Source organism: Sphingopyxis sp. Soil_C_28 (assembly GCF_057657055.1).
Map to the genome: position 1 here is coordinate 508,993 of NZ_JBDGJE010000001.1, position 17,539 is coordinate 526,531.

General features: G+C 62.3%; 12 protein-coding genes. 6 read left to right on the plus strand and 6 right to left on the minus strand.

Annotation, left to right across the window (positions count from 1 at the left end; all coding sequences use genetic code 11):
- The 6 genes from AC3A43_RS02335 to AC3A43_RS02360 all read right to left on the minus strand — a co-directional run bounded on the left by AC3A43_RS02335 (nucleotide 1) and on the right by AC3A43_RS02360 (nucleotide 6,848).
- Nucleotides 1-1,008 carry a serine hydrolase domain-containing protein gene (locus AC3A43_RS02335; protein WP_487790931.1) on the minus strand — a complete coding sequence of 336 codons (1,008 nt, stop codon included), beginning with the start codon at nucleotides 1,006-1,008 and terminating at the stop codon, nucleotides 1-3.
- Nucleotides 1,005-2,585 (minus strand): MFS transporter, encoded by a 1,581-nt coding sequence (locus AC3A43_RS02340; protein ID WP_487790932.1) that lies wholly within the window; start codon nucleotides 2,583-2,585, stop codon nucleotides 1,005-1,007. The genes AC3A43_RS02335 and AC3A43_RS02340 overlap by 4 nt, the downstream gene beginning before the upstream one ends.
- Nucleotides 2,582-3,820 (minus strand): dicarboxylate/amino acid:cation symporter, encoded by a 1,239-nt coding sequence (locus tag AC3A43_RS02345; RefSeq protein WP_487790933.1) that lies wholly within the window; start codon nucleotides 3,818-3,820, stop codon nucleotides 2,582-2,584. Before AC3A43_RS02345 ends, AC3A43_RS02340 begins: the two co-directional genes overlap by 4 nt.
- A gap of 22 nt (nucleotides 3,821-3,842) precedes the next feature.
- Nucleotides 3,843-4,835 (minus strand): N-acetyl-D-Glu racemase DgcA, encoded by a 993-nt coding sequence (dgcA, locus tag AC3A43_RS02350; protein ID WP_487790934.1) that lies wholly within the window; start codon nucleotides 4,833-4,835, stop codon nucleotides 3,843-3,845.
- A gap of 10 nt (nucleotides 4,836-4,845) precedes the next feature.
- Nucleotides 4,846-5,868, minus strand: a complete 1,023-nt coding sequence (gene dgcN, locus AC3A43_RS02355) for an N-acetyltransferase DgcN (RefSeq protein ID WP_487790935.1) — start codon at nucleotides 5,866-5,868, stop codon at nucleotides 4,846-4,848.
- 95 nt (nucleotides 5,869-5,963) lie between these two features.
- Nucleotides 5,964-6,848: a LysR family transcriptional regulator gene (locus AC3A43_RS02360; protein WP_487790936.1), complete on the minus strand. Its 885-nt coding sequence runs from the start codon at nucleotides 6,846-6,848 to the stop codon at nucleotides 5,964-5,966.
- Between the two features lie 185 nt (nucleotides 6,849-7,033).
- Between AC3A43_RS02360 and AC3A43_RS02365 the strand changes: the two genes are divergently transcribed.
- From AC3A43_RS02365 to AC3A43_RS02390, 6 genes are all read left to right on the plus strand, one after another.
- On the plus strand, nucleotides 7,034-8,680 hold the full coding sequence (locus AC3A43_RS02365) for an N-acyl-D-amino-acid deacylase family protein (protein ID WP_487790937.1): 1,647 nt from the start codon (nucleotides 7,034-7,036) through the stop codon (nucleotides 8,678-8,680).
- Between the two features lie 149 nt (nucleotides 8,681-8,829).
- On the plus strand, nucleotides 8,830-9,387 hold the full coding sequence (locus AC3A43_RS02370) for an RNA polymerase sigma factor (protein ID WP_487790938.1): 558 nt from the start codon (nucleotides 8,830-8,832) through the stop codon (nucleotides 9,385-9,387).
- Nucleotides 9,384-10,442 carry a FecR family protein gene (locus tag AC3A43_RS02375; protein ID WP_487790939.1) on the plus strand — a complete coding sequence of 353 codons (1,059 nt, stop codon included), beginning with the start codon at nucleotides 9,384-9,386 and terminating at the stop codon, nucleotides 10,440-10,442. The genes AC3A43_RS02370 and AC3A43_RS02375 overlap by 4 nt, the downstream gene beginning before the upstream one ends.
- Nucleotides 10,443-10,524: 82 nt before the next feature.
- Nucleotides 10,525-13,818, plus strand: coding sequence for a TonB-dependent receptor (locus AC3A43_RS02380; protein ID WP_487790940.1), 3,294 nt, complete (start codon nucleotides 10,525-10,527; stop codon nucleotides 13,816-13,818).
- A 253-nt stretch (nucleotides 13,819-14,071) separates the two neighbouring features.
- Entirely contained in the window at nucleotides 14,072-14,509 is a 438-nt protein-coding gene (locus AC3A43_RS02385; RefSeq protein WP_487790941.1) for a hypothetical protein, read from the plus strand.
- Nucleotides 14,510-14,840: 331 nt separating this feature from the next.
- Nucleotides 14,841-17,387 (plus strand): porin family protein, encoded by a 2,547-nt coding sequence (locus AC3A43_RS02390; RefSeq protein WP_487790942.1) that lies wholly within the window; start codon nucleotides 14,841-14,843, stop codon nucleotides 17,385-17,387.
- Nucleotides 17,388-17,539 lie beyond the last annotated feature (152 nt).

Genomic DNA, 17,539 nt, shown 5'->3' on the forward strand with positions numbered 1-17,539 from the left:
TTATGTCCGTTCGTCCCAGGCAGTGATGACCCCGTCGCCCACCGCGGGGCGCAGGGCGGCGATGCCGCTGTCGGCGTGGCGGGTCGGATGGACCCGGTTGGTGAGCAGGGTCCAGGCGAGGCCGCGCTCGAAATCGATCCAAAGCCCGGTACCGGTGAAGCCGGTGTGCCCGACCGTGTCTGACGAGCAGGTGTCGCCGCCATGCCAGCCGGCAAAGGCGCGTTCCCAGCCGCAGGTGCGATGGCGCTCGTCGGCGGTGCGCATCTCGGCCAGCATCGCGGGCGACAGCATTGATCCGTCGAGCATCGCGCGGGCAAAACCCAGCACGCCGTCGATGGTGCCGAACAGCCCGGCATGGCCCGGCGCGCCGCCAAGCGCGAAGGCGTTCTCGTCATGCACCTCGCCCTTCATCACGCGGCCGCGCCAGCTGCAATCTTCTGTCGCGACGGCAGGGCCGGGGGGCGGGCCGAAGCTCAGCGCTGCGCCGAGCGGCCAATCCGAGAGCCGCGCGCCGGTGATGCGCTCGATCGCGATACCTAGCAGGATGAAATTGATGTCCGAATAGACGGGCGGCCCATGGCGCCATTCGCGTTGCAAGACAAAGGCGCGAAGCCGTGCCGGATCGCCGTCATAGGTGTAGATCGGCTCGACCGCGGGCAGGAAGCTGCGGTGCATCAGGCAGTCGCGGAAGGTCAGCTTGCGCTCGGCGGCGTTCGCGACGTCATATTGGCGCAGGTCCGGTATTGCGTCGGTCAACGGCCGGTCAAGGTCGACGCGCCCCTGATCGGCGAGCTTCAGGATCATCGTGGTGGTCGCAATGACCTTGCTGAGCGAGGCGAGGTCGAACCAATGGTCGCGGGTCAGTTCCTCGCGTTCGGGCACGAGCGCGGCCATCCCGGCGAAACGCACCGCGCTCTGGCCACTGGCTGAAACGATGCCCAGCGCCGCGCCGGGAATCCGCCCGGCCTCGACCGCCGCAGCCACCGGCGCAAAGGCGGCGTCGATCATGGCCGGTCGTCCGCCCGTGCCTTGACCCGCCCGATCAGCGGCAGGAACAAGATCGCCGCCAGGCTGATCACGCCCGAGGCCAGAAAGAACAGGTCGAAGCCATTATATCCTGCCGCGTCGAGCTGCCCGACGACTGTGCCACCCGCCCCCGACAATAGCCGCGGCAACAGGAAGGCGAAGCCCGACAGAAAGGCATATTGCGCGCCCGGATAGCGCGGATTTACCAGCATCGACAGGTAAACGACAAAGATGGCGCCGGCCATGCCATTGCCGAACTGGTCGGCGGCGGTCGCGATATAGAGCATATTCTGGTCGTGCGGCTGGTGCGCGAGCCAGACGAAGCCGAAATTGCCGAGCGCCGCAAAGAGTGCGCCGATCGTCAGGGTGACGCCGAAACGCCAGCGGGTCGTCATCCATCCGCCCAGCCCGACGCCGACGATGCTGGCGGCCAACGCCACGACGCCGTCGGCCCAGCCGATCTCGGTCTTGGTATAGCCGATGCCAAGGATCATCGGCTTTGACAGGTTGAGCGCCAGCACGTCGCCCATGCGATAGATGGAAACAAATGCCATCAATGCGATTGCGAGACCGCCGTAGCGCCAGAAAAAATCCACATAGGGGCCAATCGCCGCCGAAGCGCGTAGCGGAGAATCGGGCGCGGCGCCCCGGATGCGCGGCAGCATCGCGGCCATCGTCAGGAACGGCAGCATCGCAATGCCGAGTACCCAGGGCGTGACGTTCGTCTTGGCGCTGATGCCGATCCCTGCGGCTGCGCCGAGCAATAGCCAGCCGACCGCCGCGACCAAGGCTGCAAGCGCGAGCAGGATTGCCGCGCTCGTCACCAGTCCGCCCGCCAGCGCGGCGGAGCGACCACGGTCGCCGCGCCGTTCGGGCGGGAGAGCCATGAGGATCGGCAGGGGTACGAATGCTCCTGCTGCGATCAACAGATAAGCGGCGGTCCAGCCGGGTACGAAGCCCAGCGAATGGAGCGTCGGCGCCAGGCTGCCGCCGACGTCCGCGAACAGCAGTGCTCCGCTGCCCGCCGCGACCATTGCGGTGCGATATCCCCACAGATTCGCGGCTGCGAGCGGCCCCTGCAACTCAGGCGTTGGTCCAAGTTCGACCCGCCACGCGTCGGCGGCGACCTCCAGCGTCGTGGTCCAGAACGCGAGCAGCACGGCGAACAAGGCGGTCAGCGCCAGACTGTCGTCGGCTGATGTGAACGCCATCGCCACCATCGCGGTCACGATGCCGAGCTGCGACAGCATGATCCAGCCGCGCCTTTTTCCCCAGAAGCGCGTAAAGCCCGGCACCGCATAGCGGTCGAGCAAGGGTGCCCAAAGGAATTTGAAGGTCGGCAACAACTGGACCCAGGCGAAAAAGCCGATGATCGCCAGCGCGACGCCATGATCGGTCAGCCGCACCGCCAGCACGGTCGAGAACATGTAAAAGGGCAGCCCGGCGGAAAAGCCGAGCAGCAGATAGAGGGCGCGGACGCGTCGCTGCGCCGACCTGGCGTCATTATCGCTCGAAAACGCCGCTGCCACGGCATTGGCATCCAATGCCGTGGCGGTCATTTGCCGGCCTCTGGCTCAATCGCCTTCTCCCAGCGTGCCACCGTGGTCGTCACCGTCAGATTGGCGCTGGCGCTCGCTACCGTGCGGGTCATGTCGAGCAGGCGGTCAAAGGGCAGGACGAAGCCGATAACAAGCGCCGTCTGTTCGGGGGTGATGCCGACCGAAGACAGGACTGCGGCGAGCATGAACAGTGACGCCGACGGGATCGGTGCGGTGCCGAACGCGGCGAGCGCACCGGTCAACAGGATGATTGCCAGCATCTGGAGGTCGGGTTGGATGCCGACAGCCTGCAACGCAAAGATGCTGAGCAGACCGACATACATGGCGGTGCCGTCCTTGCCGATGCTCGCGCCGATCGGTAGCACGGTCGATGCGACGCCGGGGGCGATGCGGAGGTCTTCGAGCGCGATGCGCAGCGCGACGGGCAGGGTGGCGGCCGACGATGCGGTCGAAAAGGCGACCGCCAGCGCGTCGATAATGGTGCGGTAGAAGCGCAAGACCGGCTGCCGCGCGGCAAAGGCAAGGAGCGGCACATGGACGAGCAATATTTGCAGGACCACGCCCACCGCGACACCGACCGCCAGCCAGCCGATATTGGCAAACACTGCAACGCCGTTATCGGCGACCGCCTTGGCGATCAGCGAGAGGACGCCGAACGGTGTTACTTCCATGATGATCCGCACCAGATGAAACATCACCTGGCTTGCCGATTGCAGCAAATTGGCCATCGGGCGGCCTTGTTCACCGGCCAGGATGACGCCGAAACCGAACAGCATCGAAAAGAAGATGATCGCCAGCATATCGCCATCGACGAGCGCCTGGACGATATTGACCGGCACGATCCCCATCAGCTGGTCGTGCAGCGACTTGGCCTCGCCGAGCGCGTGCGGGACAGCGTTGCCCAGCGCTGCGCCGGCACCCGGCTCGATCAGCAGGCCGACGGCGATGCCGATCGATACGGCGCAAAAGGTGGTCGCCGCGAACATCCCGACCGTGCGCGCGCCGACCGACCCCAGCTTGCGAGGGTCGGCCAGCGCAGTGACACCCGACGCGATGCTGATGAAGACGATTGGGACGACGAGCATCCGTATCAGCCGGACGAACAACTCGCCGACGAAGGCGATGGCGGCTGTGGCGGCGGGCCAGGCGAGCCCCAGCAGCATGCCGATTATCATCGCGCCCAATACGCGCTGCCACAGCGGGACGGCGAACCAGCCGCGAAGAAACCCTGTCATCGCCCCATATGCCCCGATCGTATCAAATGCCGCCCCAAAAGCCGGACCGTGGCGGTGACAACAGGCCATTCGCGCCGCCGACCCCGCCTGCGCGATCCTCTGCAAGCCAGAGCGGTCCGTCAAGGTCGGCAAATTCGCTCTTCGCCGCAATGGCCCATGCTGGCGCGATCGATAATGACGAACAGATCATGCAGCCGGTCATCACTCCCAACCCGCGCTGCCGCGCAGCATGCGCAAGGTCGAGCGCGGCGGTCAGCCCGCCCGCCTTGTCGAGCTTGATGTTCACGACCCTGTAGCCGTCGGGCAGGGCATCGAGATCGGCCGCGACATGGACCGATTCATCTGCCGCAATCGGGATCGCCGACTGAAAGCCGGCGAGATCGCCGTCGGCATCGGCTGGCAGCGGCTGTTCGAGCAGGTCGATGCGCAAATCGGTCATCAGCCCCTGCAGGTCACGGACTTCGTCGATCGTCCAGCTTTCATTGGGATCGACGATCATCCGTGGATGCGGCGCCGCGGCGCGGACGGCCGCGAGCAGTGCGGCAGGATCGCCCCGATCGACCTTGACTTTCAGCAGCGGCACGTCGGCGAGGGCGGCCGCGGCGAGTGCCATGCGATCGGGGGTGTCGAGGCTGATGGTCATCGCGGTGACGATCGGGCGGAGCGGCTGCTCAAGTTCGAACGCCGCCGCGAAATCGCGTTCCGCCAGCTGCAGCTCCAGGTCCCAAAGTGCACAATCTACCGCGTTGCGCGCGGCGCTGGCGGGCAATTTCTGGAGCAGGTCTTGCCGGCCCAGCCCCTGTTCGATCGCTTCGCGCAAGGCCTCGATCGCGACGACCGCGCTTTCAACGCTCTCGCCATAGCGGGGATAGGGAACGCCTTCGCCGCGCCCGATGACGCCATCCTGCGCGATGGCGACGGTCACGACCTCTGCGGCAGTCTTGACCCCGCGCGAAATGCGGAAGGGGGAGCTTAGCGGAAATGTTTCGCCAATGACGGAGAGGGTGCGTTGCATCGGCGGCGGATCAGGCGGTTTGAGCGAGGAGCGGCGTATGAAGCAGCCGGTCGAGGATCGTCTCGACCCCAAAGCGATACGGGTCGCTGGTCGGAAGGTCGAACTCGGCTTCGGTCCGGGCGCACAGTGCGATCGCTTCATCCTCGGGCAACGCCGACGTGTTGAGCGCGATGCCCACCACGCGCACATCGGGATTGGTCAGGCGCCCCGCGCGCAGATTGGCCTCGAGGCATTCGGCCAGATCGGGCAGGGCATAATGCGGCAACCCGCGCATGTGCTGCCGCGACGGGTCATGGCACAGGACGAGCGCGTCGGGCTGGGCGCCATGCAACAGGCCCATCGACACTCCGGCGAACGACGGATGATAAAGTGAGCCCTGACCCTCGATCAGGTCCCATCCGCCATCGCTGCGGGCGGGCGAAATCTGTTCGATCGCGCCCGAGATGAAATCGGCAACCACGGCATCGACCGGAACGCCGTCGCCTGCGATCAGGATTCCGGTCTGTCCGGTCGCGCGGAAATCGGCCGGAACACCGCGCTTTTCGAGCGCGCTGGCGAGGCAGAGCGTCGTGTACATCTTGCCGACAGAGCAATCTGTGCCGACGGTCAACAGCCTGTTTCCAGCGCGCGGCTTGCCATTGCCGATCGGGAGGTCCGGCCGCGGTTCGCGTACATCGTGCAGCGTGCGGCCGAGGCGCGAAGCGGCTTCTGCCAAGCGCGGGTCGGCGTTCAACCGCTGGTGCAGGCCCGACGCGACGTCGAGCCCCGCCTCCATCGCGGCGAGCGCGTCGCCAACCAGATCGTCGCCCAGCTTGCCGCCGGCATTGGCGATACCCAGCACGAGCGTTCGTGCGCCCGCAGCGCGCGCGGCGGCAAAGTCCATGCGCGGCAGGCCCAGCGTCAGCTTGCAATCGTCATGGCGAAATTCGCCGACGCAGATGTCGGGTCGGAACACCGCGAGCCCGCGCGAGGTCTTGATGCCGACATCATCATTGGAATGGCCGAGGTAGAGAAGATAGGGTGTTTCGATCATGGGTCAGGGAAACCTGCGAGCTGGTGAAGCGTCGATATTATCGCCAGCGGCCGCAACGCCCCAATATCTAGCGCCCCATATCCTATAGCTTGATGCTATAGTCCCTCGATCACCGTTGCGAGCACGGCGAGGAACGCCGAGGCGGTTCGCGATGGCGGGCGATTCTGCAGATAGACCGCATTGATGTCGAACGTGATCGCCGGTTGCAATGGCCGGCTCACGAGGCCGGGGGGCAGCGCGGCATGGGCCGTGAAATTGTCGACGATCGCCATGCCGACACCCGCGCCGACCAGCGCCGCCGCGACATAATAGGTGCGCGCCGACACCACCTCGTCGAGCACGACCTCCAGCCGATTGAGCTCGCTGGACAGCATCCGGCCGATCGGGCCGCTCTGCGCCGGGCTGATGAATTTTTGCCCGCACAGTTCGTCAAGACGCAGGCGCGGCGGCGCGCCGGGCATATCCTCTTCGCGATAGATGACCACCAGCTCGCCTTCGCCGATCACCTGATGCGCGACCGGGGCTGACAGCGGCACTTCGAAGCTGATCGCGATATCGGTTTCATGCTCATAGAGTTTTCGCACCATTTCGTCGTGGTGCAGCGTCTGGAGGTCGAACATGATATCTTCGTGGTCGCCCAGAAAACGGGACACGGCCTCGGGGATCGCGCCGAGACCCAGCGAAGGCAGCGCGGAAATGCGAAGCAGCCCGCCGCGCCCGTGGCGCAAGTTCTGGCACGCCTGGCGGAGCGACCGCACGCGGTCCTGAATGTCGGATACTTCGGCGAACAGCGTGTGCGCGTCCTCGGTCGGGATCAACCGGCCCTTCGACCGTTCGAACAAAGTCAGGCCGATCGAGCGTTCGGCATGACGAAGCACCTTGGTCACCGACGGCTGCGACACGTTGAGCGACCGCGCGGCGGCGCTGACCGTACCATGCAGGAAGACCGCGTGAAAGATCTCGATCTGGCGCAGGTTCATCCTGTTATGATCCCAAAGATGCGGCGAAGATGCGTTTGATTATCTGTTGTTTGGGCCGCATATTTGCCGCCCCTTTCACCTCTATGCCATCGGGTTATAGGGGGTGCAACAACACTCTCTCGACGCGGGTCGTCCGTTCAGGACATCCTCGTCGCCGTAAAAAGCGCCATGGAAGGATTACGCCGATGCCGTCGCCGCTCGCATCGATATCGGTTCGCCGGACTATTGGCTCGCTCTCGGCGATTGCTGCGCTGCTCTGCGTCGCCGGGGCCGCGGCGCGCACCGACGGAACGGTCGATGTGATCATCCGCGGCGGGACGATCTATGACGGCGGCGAGGGCAAACCCTTTGTCGGCGATGTCGCGATCCGTGGCGACCGGATCGTCCATGTCGGCCTATCCGGTCGCTACTCGGCAGAGCGGGTCATCGACGCGAAGGGCATGATCGTCGCGCCCGGCTTCATCGATCCGCACACCCATGCCGACAGCTTCATCCGGTCTCCCGACAAGTCGGTGCGTGTCAACGCAGCCTGGCTCAATCAGGGTGTGAGCACGGTGATGATCGGCGTCGACGGTTATGGGACGCCGGATGTTGCGGAGGATGCCGGCAAGCTGGCGGGCTCGGGGATTGGCACCAATATCGTCCCTTTTGTCGGTTTCGGACCCGTTCGCCAGCGGGTTCTGGGGCAGGATGCGCGCGCCCCGAACCCGGCGGAGCTCGATGCGATGAAGGCGCTGGTCGCCAAGGGGATGTGCGAAGGGGCCGTGGGCCTTTCTACCGGCCTTTTCTATGCCCCGCAAAGCTTTGCCACAACCGGAGAAGTTGTCGCTGTGGCGCGTGAGGCGGCGATGCGCGGGGGGCTTTACGATACCCACCAGCGCGACGAATCCAGCTACAGCATCGGTCTGCTGGGATCGGTGCAGGAAGCCATCGAGATCGGCCGACAGGCCGGAATGCCGGTCCATTTTGCGCATCTGAAAGCGCTGGGCGTCGATGTCCATGGACGGGCCGGCGCGGTGATCGCGGCGATCGATGCGGCACGCAAGGCGGGCGTGGACGTGACCGCCGACCAATATCCCTGGCTTGCTTCGGGATCGAGCCTCGACGCGTCGTTGCTGCCGCGCTGGTCCGTCGATGGCGGCGGGGCGGCATTGCTGAAGCGGTTGGACGATCCGGCTACGCTCGCACGGATCAGGACCGAGATGCAGGACAATCTTCGCCGCCGCGGCGGGGCAGGAGCGCTGCTCTTGATCGCGCATGACTTTCCATGGACCGGCAAGACGCTTGCGGAGGTCGCGGGCGAGTGGAAGATCGATAGCCGCGACGCGGCGCTGCGGATCATCCGGCAGAGCATCGAAGCGAAAGATCAGGGTGCGAAGAGCGGCGGGGCCGCGGTCGCGTCCTTCAACATGGCGCAGGCCGATGTCGACCTGCTGATGAAGCAGCCGTGGATGGTGACCTCGTCCGACGGATCGGACGGCCACCCGCGCATGTTCGCCACCTTCCCCGAAAAATATGTGCGCTATGTCCGCGAGCGGAACGTCATCAGCCTGGCGACTTTCATTCGCCAATCAACTGGGCGTACCGCCGACATCTACAAGATCGATCGGCGGGGCTATCTGCGCCCGGGCTATTTCGCCGACGTGCTGGTCTTTGATCCCGCGCAATATGCGCCGCGCGCCAATTATGTGCGCCCGCGCGAACTCAGCGTCGGCGTCCGGAAATTGTTCGTCAACGGCGAATTGGCGATCGATGACAGCCGGGCAACCGGCGTATCCGCAGGGCGCGCGCTGTTGCGGCCCCGTCCGCCTGGGTGCACCGCGCGCCCTTAGGCGATCCCACAGAGTCCTGCGTCGATATCGTTGCCGCCGCTGTGGCGTTGCGATGTTCCGAAGCGGCAAGCTGTGTATAGCGATAAGCCCCCGCAAGATTGCCGCGCGATCTTCGGACGATGTCGTGCTTTAAAAAAAAGAGGGCGCATTTGGCCCGGATAGCCGTTTCATGTTGGAGAGGGAAAAAAGGGAGAGACGTGAAGGCAGAACCTGCCTCCGAACTGGAACGGTTGACCCGGAAGTTCCGGCCGCCGTTGATCGCCTTTTTTTCCCGGCGCGTTGCCAGCCTCGCGGAAGCCGAAGACATGACTCACGAGGTTTTTTTGCGACTATCGAACACGCAGGGGAGCGGCGAAGAGACGAGCGCTGCCTATATTTTCCGGATCGCCGCCAACCTTGTAACGGACCGGGCGCGCCACGACCGCGTGCGCCGAAATTTCGCGGATGCGGTGCGAAGCGACACCAGCGCCGGTATCGACGGCTTTGACCCTTTCCGGATTGTTTCCGCGCGCGAATCCATTTCGATCCTGTGGGCCGCAATTCAGGCGCTTCCCGAACCCACGCAACAGATTTTCATCTTGTATCGCGTGGAGAATATTCCGAAGCAGACGATCGCCGACAATTTCGGGTTTCATCTCCGCACGGTCGACAAGCATATTTCGCGCGCGCTGGTCTTTCTGGCACGCCGGATGGAGCGGCGACCATGATGGCCCCGCAAAATGACAATGATCGCGTCGTCGAACGGGAGGAGCAGGCGGCGGCCTGGTGCCTGCTCATCGCCGATCGCGCGCTGACCGTCCGCGAACAGACGGATTTCGACGAATGGCTGGCAGCGGATGAGCGCCATCCCTATCATTTCGAGCAGATGGTGACGGTGTGGCAGGGAACCGACGCCATCGCTGAAATGCCGGGTTTCCTGTCGCTCCGGGCCGCGGCTTTGACCACAATGGAAAAGGCCCGCCGCTCGCCTTCCGCTCCAACGCGCCGCCGCGCCATCGCGACGATGGCCGCTCTCGCGCTGACCGCGGGCATGGGGGGGTGGTATTGGAGCGAACGGCCAGAGGTCTATTCGACGGAGGTCGGCGAGCGGCGGATCGTTCGTCTCGAAGACGGGTCGAGCATTTCGCTGGATGCCGCCAGCCAGATGTCGGTATCTTTTACTGATGAGCGACGCGCGATCGTGCTCGATCGGGGGCGCGCCAAGTTCGACGTGGCAAAAGATCCGCTCCGGCCGTTCACTGTGACGGCGGGTTCGCAAGCGGTTGTGGCGATCGGAACGAGCTTCAGCGTCGAACTGCTGCGCGATCAGCTCCGCGTTCTGCTGTTCGAAGGGCAGGTTGCCGTCGTGCCGCGGGCGGCGGCGACCGCAAATATCAGGGCCCGTCGACCGGCTGCGCAGGCGACGACACAGCTTTTGCCCGGGCAGGAACTGGTCGCCAGCCTGTCATCGGGCGCTGCCGAAATCCTTCCCGTCGACGCCAGCCGCTCGTTGGGGTGGGAAGGCGGGCACGTCGATTTCGTCGATATGCCGCTGACCGATGCGGTGGAGCGGATCAATCGTTACGCCGCCTCGCCGATCGTCATCGGGGATCCGGCTGCTGGCCGCCATCTGGTCAATGGCGTGTTCGATGCGGGCGACGCCGATAGTTTCATAAAGGGTGTGACGTCGCTCTACCCGCTGGCTGCCCGCGAAAAGGACGGCCGGATCATTATCGAAACTGTAAAATCCAAAGATTCCGAAGAAAAAATCGACCCAAGATAAAAAATGAGGGCGAAAACAGACGGCTGGTCCGTTTTAATGTCAGAGGGGCAACAATATCGATCCCTCGCACAGGGGAGAGGGTATGTCCAAACGTCGTTGTTTGTTGTCGAGTCTTGCGCTGGGCGCGCTGGTTGCCGTGTCGGCGCCTGCATATGCTGAAGCGCGCCAGGTCCAGCAATATGATATTCCGGCCCAGGATCTTGGCGGGGCGTTACGTGCTTTTGCGCGCGCATCGGGCGTGCAGGTGATTTTCGACGGCAAGGCGGTGCGAGGCAAGCGCAGCGAGGCTCTGCGACACCGGGCGGCCGCTGAAGAAGCGCTTCGCGAATTGCTTCGCGGGACAGGAATGACCTATCGCCGCGACGGAAAGATCTTCGTCATCAGCCCGATGCGCCGGGTCGCGCAACTCCCGGCCGAGAGCGTCGCGGCGGTGACCCCTGCGGCGGCGGTGCAAGAGATCAGCGACGGCAGCGAAATCATCGTAACGGCCCAGAAAAGGGAAGAGAAGATCATCGACGTGCCGATCGCGATGACGGCGCTGTCTGCCGACGCGCTCGACGACCGGAAGATCGAGGGCGGGTCCGAGCTGTTGCGCGCGATCCCCAATGTGAACTTCTCCAAAAGCAATTTCAGCATGTATAATATCTCGATCCGCGGGATCGGGACCAAGGCGATTTCGGCGGCGAGCGATCCGGCGGTCGCGGTCAGCTTCAACAACACGCCGCTGGTGCGCAATCGTCTGTTCGAACAAGAATTCTTCGACGTTCAGCGCGTCGAAGTGCTGCGCGGACCGCAGGGCACACTTTATGGCCGCAACGCGACGGCGGGCGTGGTCAACATCATCCCGGCGCTGCCCGACGACGACCTCGCCGGAGAGGGCAAGCTCGAGGTCGGCAATTTCAAGACCATGCGGGCGAGCGGGATGCTCAACGTGCCGATCACCGACACGCTGGGCGTCCGCGTTGCGGGTGCGTGGACCAGTCGCGAAGGCTTCGACTACAACACATTTACGCAGCAGCGCGTCAACGGGCGCGACCTGTGGTCGACGCGCGCGACACTGGCATGGGAGCCAAGCGACCGGTTCCGCGCTAACGTGATCTGGCAGCATTTCGAAGAGAATGATAACCGCTCGCGCACCGGCAAGCAGCTGTGTACCCGTGATCCCGGACCGGCCACGGTTGGCGGTGTCGCTATCACCGATCCACTCACGCGCGGGCGTTTGAGCCAAGGCTGTCTGCCGGGGTCGCTATATGATGATGCTGCCTTTGGCGCGCCCAATGGCAATTCGCTAACCTATGTCCTGGTGCCAAGCGGCATCAGCCTTGGCAGAAATCCCGTGACCAGGGCAACTGTATACGCCGGGACCCCGGGGGTGGATCCCTTCGGCAATGTCGTTCAGTCGCGTGACTTGCGAGAAATCGCGACAAGCTATGACCCAGTGTTTCGGGCGAAGAACGATGTGGTGCAACTCAACCTGGAATTCGAACCATCGGACGGCCTGAAACTGGTATCGCAGACCGCCTATGCACGCGATCGTTTCTATTCCACGCAAGATTATAATCGCTTCGTTTCCGCGCCGATCTTCAATAGCTCGACCCAGCCGTTGCTGAACACGCGCAACCAGCTGATCAATCCGGCGTTATTTCCGGGACCGACGCCTGGCGGGACGTATTGCGATCCGCAACTCGGCTGCTCCGATCGGCTTGTGTCGGCGGATCTCAGTCAATCAAAAAGTCGCCAGTGGACACAGGAATTTCGCCTGCAGTCGGACCTTGAAGGACCGGTGAATTTCAACATCGGTGTCAATTATCTCGATTTCAAATCGCAAGATAATTACTATGTATTCAACAATATGTTCTCTTTGATTTCGGAGTGGTTTTATGGAACCACTTTGACAAATGGAAATACAGTACAGCTACCATGTCCTCTCGGTTTCGAGGGGCGGGAGTGCATCTATGTCGATCGAAACCCGATTGATAGATTGGACAATCAAGGACATAACTATTTTCTGAGCCAGAACGGAATAAGAACTAAGTCTGCTGCGGCATTTGGCGAACTATACTGGAATATGACGGACAGTCTGAAACTGACCGCTGGTATTCGCTATACGCGGGACAAAAAGATTTCCACTCAGGTCCCCAGTCAATTGTTGCTGGGCGGAGGAACCGGAACAGCCGCACCCGGCAACAATACAGGTGGACGCGTGAACAGCGGCTATCCGGCACAGCCCGATATAGAGCAGGAATGGAACGAATTCACCGGGCGTCTGGTGCTCGATTGGAAGCCCGTTCTCGATTTTACGGACGATACGCTGATCTATGCCTCGGCATCGCGGGGGTATAAAGGCGGCGGCACCAATCCCCCGCGGGTGGATCTCAATCCGGCGATCGTCCGGTATCAGCCCTTGGCAGACCGTTTCGCGCCGGAATATCTCAATGCTTTCGAAATCGGCATGAAGAACAGCTTTGCGGGCGGCCGCTTCACGCTGAACGCGACGGCATTCTACTATGATTACAAGGACTATCAGATTTCGCAGATCGTCGACCGGATCGCGTTCAACGAGAATTTCGACGCAACGAGCATGGGCCTCGAGTTCGAAGCGGCGTGGCGCCCGTCACGCGCCTTCCGCGTCGATGCCAATCTCGGCCTGCTCAAGACGCGCCTGAAGGACGGTGCGAAGTCGATCGACGTGACCAACCGGACGCAGGGTGATCCGGATTGGATGGTGGTCCGGCCGTGGCTGCAGGCGCCGTCGAACTGCATCGCGCCCCGGGTGCTGGTCGAGCGCATATTGCGTGGCCCCGCTGGGCTTCAGCAGATTGCTCTGTCAGCGCTGTGTGCTGAATCGAACCGTGTCGGTTCCTATGATCCGGCCTTCCCAAGCGGTTTGCCATTCAACAATTTCTTCGGATTTACCTATAATCCGCTGGCTCCCTACAATCCTGATACTATCGGCCTCAACATCAATCAGGGCGGCAGTGGCGCCCCCAATGGCGGGCGCGGCTTCGATGCCGATCTGTCGGGCAACGAACTGCCGAACTCGCCCCGGATGACCTTCAATATGGGTGCGCAATACACCTTCTTCCTCGATGCGTGGGAACTGACCTTGCGCGGCGATTATTATCGCCAGTCGAAGAGCTTCGCCCGCGTCTATAACACCGAATATGACCGGTTGAGAGCGTGGGACAATGTGAACGTGGCGGTGACGCTGGCGCGGCCCGATTCCGATCTGACCTTTCAGCTCTACGTCAAGAATGTGTTCAATGATGCGCCCATCACCGACTTCTTCACCAACGCCGATGACACTGGCTTGAGCGCGAACATATTCACGCTGGATCCAAGGATAATCGGATTTAGCATGTCGAAGAAGTTCTAGTATTCGTTCTACAAAAAATTGATGTAAATCTATATTAAATATAATGTGAATAAAATACCCGTGACTCTTCGATTAAATTTGATCGATAGGGCAATTAATAAGTATTATCTTTTTAATATACTTGTATAAAAAATGTAATTCTTTCATTGAAACTTGACTCAAATTAGAAAAATATGTCATATTTCACGCACTCTGAAGAAATATTCTTCGAGTCGTCGAGATGTCGATGTAAAAAAATGTAAAGAGGAGAAGGATGATGAAAAATATTGCTTTGATCGCAGCGGCTGCGGCGCTCTGCGCATTTACACCAGCGACAGCGATGGCGCAGTCCACCATATCGGGAACGGTAACCGTGCAAAAGGGTACCGGCCCCTTGCTGACCTGTACTGCTACGGCCGGTCTCGACGGTTCGTCGCCCTCAACATCGACCCAGGTTACCTCGCTGTCGCTAACCGGCGGCTTTCTTGGGCTTTGCGCGACGGTGCAGTTTCCCAATGTGCCGCACAACATCACCCAAGGCGGAGGCGTCTTCCAGGTGGATGATGTGTACGCCGATACCACGATCACGGCGGGCGATTGCTTCGGCGACCTCACCGGTACGATCAGTGGCGGGGTCGTGACTATCAATGATATCCTTGAGGAAGTTGATCTCGGCACGGGCGACTGCTCGATCGACGGCTCACTTTCCTGATCTTCGATGCTCACAAGGGTGAACTGAAAGTCGTGCCGCGGCCCTCTCTTGGGCCGCGGCATTGCCTTTCGCGGGTTGCCCCGCTCAGCGGAATACTCGCTGAACACGATAAATTTTTGTCAATGCAAGCGAGTATAGAGAAATAGGCGGTGTCATTAGCAACCGTTGGGGGCATTTTGAACTGGCTACCGTAAATTGGGGGATGTCATTGCTTGATGAAATAATGCGGCAAGACGCGGTGATGGTGCGCTCGCTTCGGTATCGATATTGGAAGATACCCGGATTATCGCGTGAGAGGTGAGGCTAAAGTACGGAAAGCGTGTGTATTGCGATGACCCCGGCCCGTATCGCCGCGCTGCTGTCCTTCGTCCTGCCCTTGGGGGCCTATCCCGGCGCCAGCGCAGAAACGGATAAGGGGGACGTCGCGGCGGGGCCGGTTTCGCAGGTGACCGCCCCGCCGGGCGTTATCGTACCGCTCGACGACCCCGATGAAATTGTCGTTACGGCCGATCGCCGCGGCGAGGCGAGGGTGGCGGCGGAAACCGAGTTTAGCGAAGAAGAGATCGCAGCCCGGGGCGCCGACAGCATCCAGGACCTGCTCGCGCGCCTCGCGCCTTTCATCGACGGCAGCGGCGAGGAGCCCGTCATCCTGATCAACGGCAAGCCTGTGGGTTTCGACCGCTCGATCCTTTCCTATCCTGCCGAAGCACTCGACCGGCTCGCCGTACTGAAACCGGAGGCCGCGGCGCAATATGGCGAACCCGCAGGCAAGCGCGTCGTCAATCTGGTGCTCAAGAGGAATTTCTCGGCCCTGAATGCCGATATGAGCGTGAATTTTGCAACTGCTGGCGGCCAATATGGCGGCGGCCTGTCGGTCGGGCGGACGGCGATCAGCGGTGAAACGCGGTGGAATGTGCAGGCGCGGGTCAGCGGCGATAGCGCCTTTTTTAGGTCAGCCCGCAATCTTCCGTTGCGCGCGGGGATATTTGATCGCGACGGCTTCGTCTCCGCGCCCGGTGGCGGGGAACTCGACCCCGCACTCAGCCTTGCGGCGGGGATGCCGGTGACGGTCGCGGCGATCCCGCCCGGCGCGCTGTCGGGCATGCCTGCGCTGAGCGATTTCCTATCGACTGCAAACATCGCCAATCCCGTCGATCCTGACCGTTACGATACCCTGCAACCAATGCGACGCACCGCATCGCTGGCCATCGGCATCACGCGCCCGCTTGGCGATTTCTCGGTCGCGCTGAACCTCAACGTGAACCGGACCCGGAGCGAAGGGCTTCGCGGGCTCCCGATGGCATCGCTTACCATTCCAGCTGGAAATCCCTGGTCACCCTTTGCAAGCGATATCCTGCTCACGCGCCCGTTCGCGAACGAACGGGCGCTGCACAACGACAATGGCGCAACATCGCTTGCCGCTTCGCTGACGCTTAACGGCAGTATCGGAAGCTGGCAGACGAACCTCAGCTTCAACTATGCGCGCAACCGGGCCAGCAGCCTGTTGGAACGTGGGATCGACGTCGCGGCGATCCAGCGGTTGATCGATGCCGACGATCCGGGATTCAACCCATATGGACCTTGGGATGCCGACCTGCTGCTTTCGTCTCGCACCCGGTCGCGCGGCGAAAATCTGCGAACCCGGCTCAACGTCCGCAAGGCGATCGTCGACCTTCCGGCAGGGCCGCTCGTCTGGAATATCACCGCCAGCGCCGCCCAAAACCGCTCTCGCAACCGCCAGATTGGCGCGATGGAAGAGCTGGACAGAGACATTCGCCTGGCGCGGCGTCAGGTGGATGGGGAGATATCCTTCAGCGTGCCTGTGTCGCGCCGCGAAGAAGATGGGCGGGGCGGGCTGGGCGACCTGAACATCGACCTGTCTGCCAGTGTCCAGAAGATGACGAAGAGCGGTTCTCGGCAGCGCTTCGCGGGCAACATGAGCTGGTCGCCATGGCCGTCGGTCCAGTTTCGCGGGTCGATTGACTATGCAGAGACGGCGCCCTCGTTCGATCAACTCGATGCGCCGGTCGAGGTCAGAATCAACCGCATCTTCGACTATGCGCGGCAGGAGGTCGCGGAACCGGTATGGACCACCGGCGGCAATTCCGATCTTCGCCGCGGCAGCCGTCAGGGCCTTTCCTTGTCCGCCATGGTCAGGCCGCTCGGCGATCAGACGTTGACCCTCAATCTGGGCTATCGCCAGTCCATTGCAAAAGGCGGAGTTGCAGGCTTTCCCGAACTCACACCCGCGATCGAGGCCGCCTTTCCCGAACGGGTGACGCGCGATGCGGAAGGACGGCTGGTCGCGGTCGATGCGCGGCCGATCAACATTGCCCACCATAGCGATGCCGATGTTTCGACCAATATCGCGGTGCGGCTGGGGCCGGTCCGTGGTCGAGGGCGAGGTGAGGCGACCGCGGACCCGCTGCAGTTCGGCCTTTCGGTCAACCATCGCTGGCGGTTGAAGAGCGAGTTGCTCACCCGGTCTGGCGTGCCCGTAATCGATCAGCTTCGCGCCGGCGGACAATCGCGTCACGTCATCTCGGTGCAGGCGTCGGTGGCCAAAAGGGGCATCGGCGTCAATCTGAACGGAAATTGGAGCAGCCCGGGCCGTTTGCGAGGCGAAGGGGAAAACTTCACCTTCAAGCCGCCGGTCACGGTCAATCTTTCGGCGTTCGTCGAGCCCGACCGGCTCTTTGACGAGATAGGCAAGAAGGGCGCGATCCGCGGTGTCAAATTGTCGATGGACGTCGATAATCTTTTCGATCGCTATCGCCGTGTCACGCGTGAAGACGGCACGGTTCCTGCGGGATATTACCGCAACGAAATCGACCCCCTTGGCCGGACGGTTCGATTGACGCTGCGAAAGAAGTTTTGACGGGGCCATGGCGCGATCGGGGGCGTGCGCCAAAAACTGGAAAGACCCGCGGCGGCTGCGAGTTGACGTCGACAGGATCCTGCCATGTCTGGCAGCGCGCGCAATTTGCCTTTCGCTCTCAACCTGATATCCCTCCGGTCGATCGGGGGGGC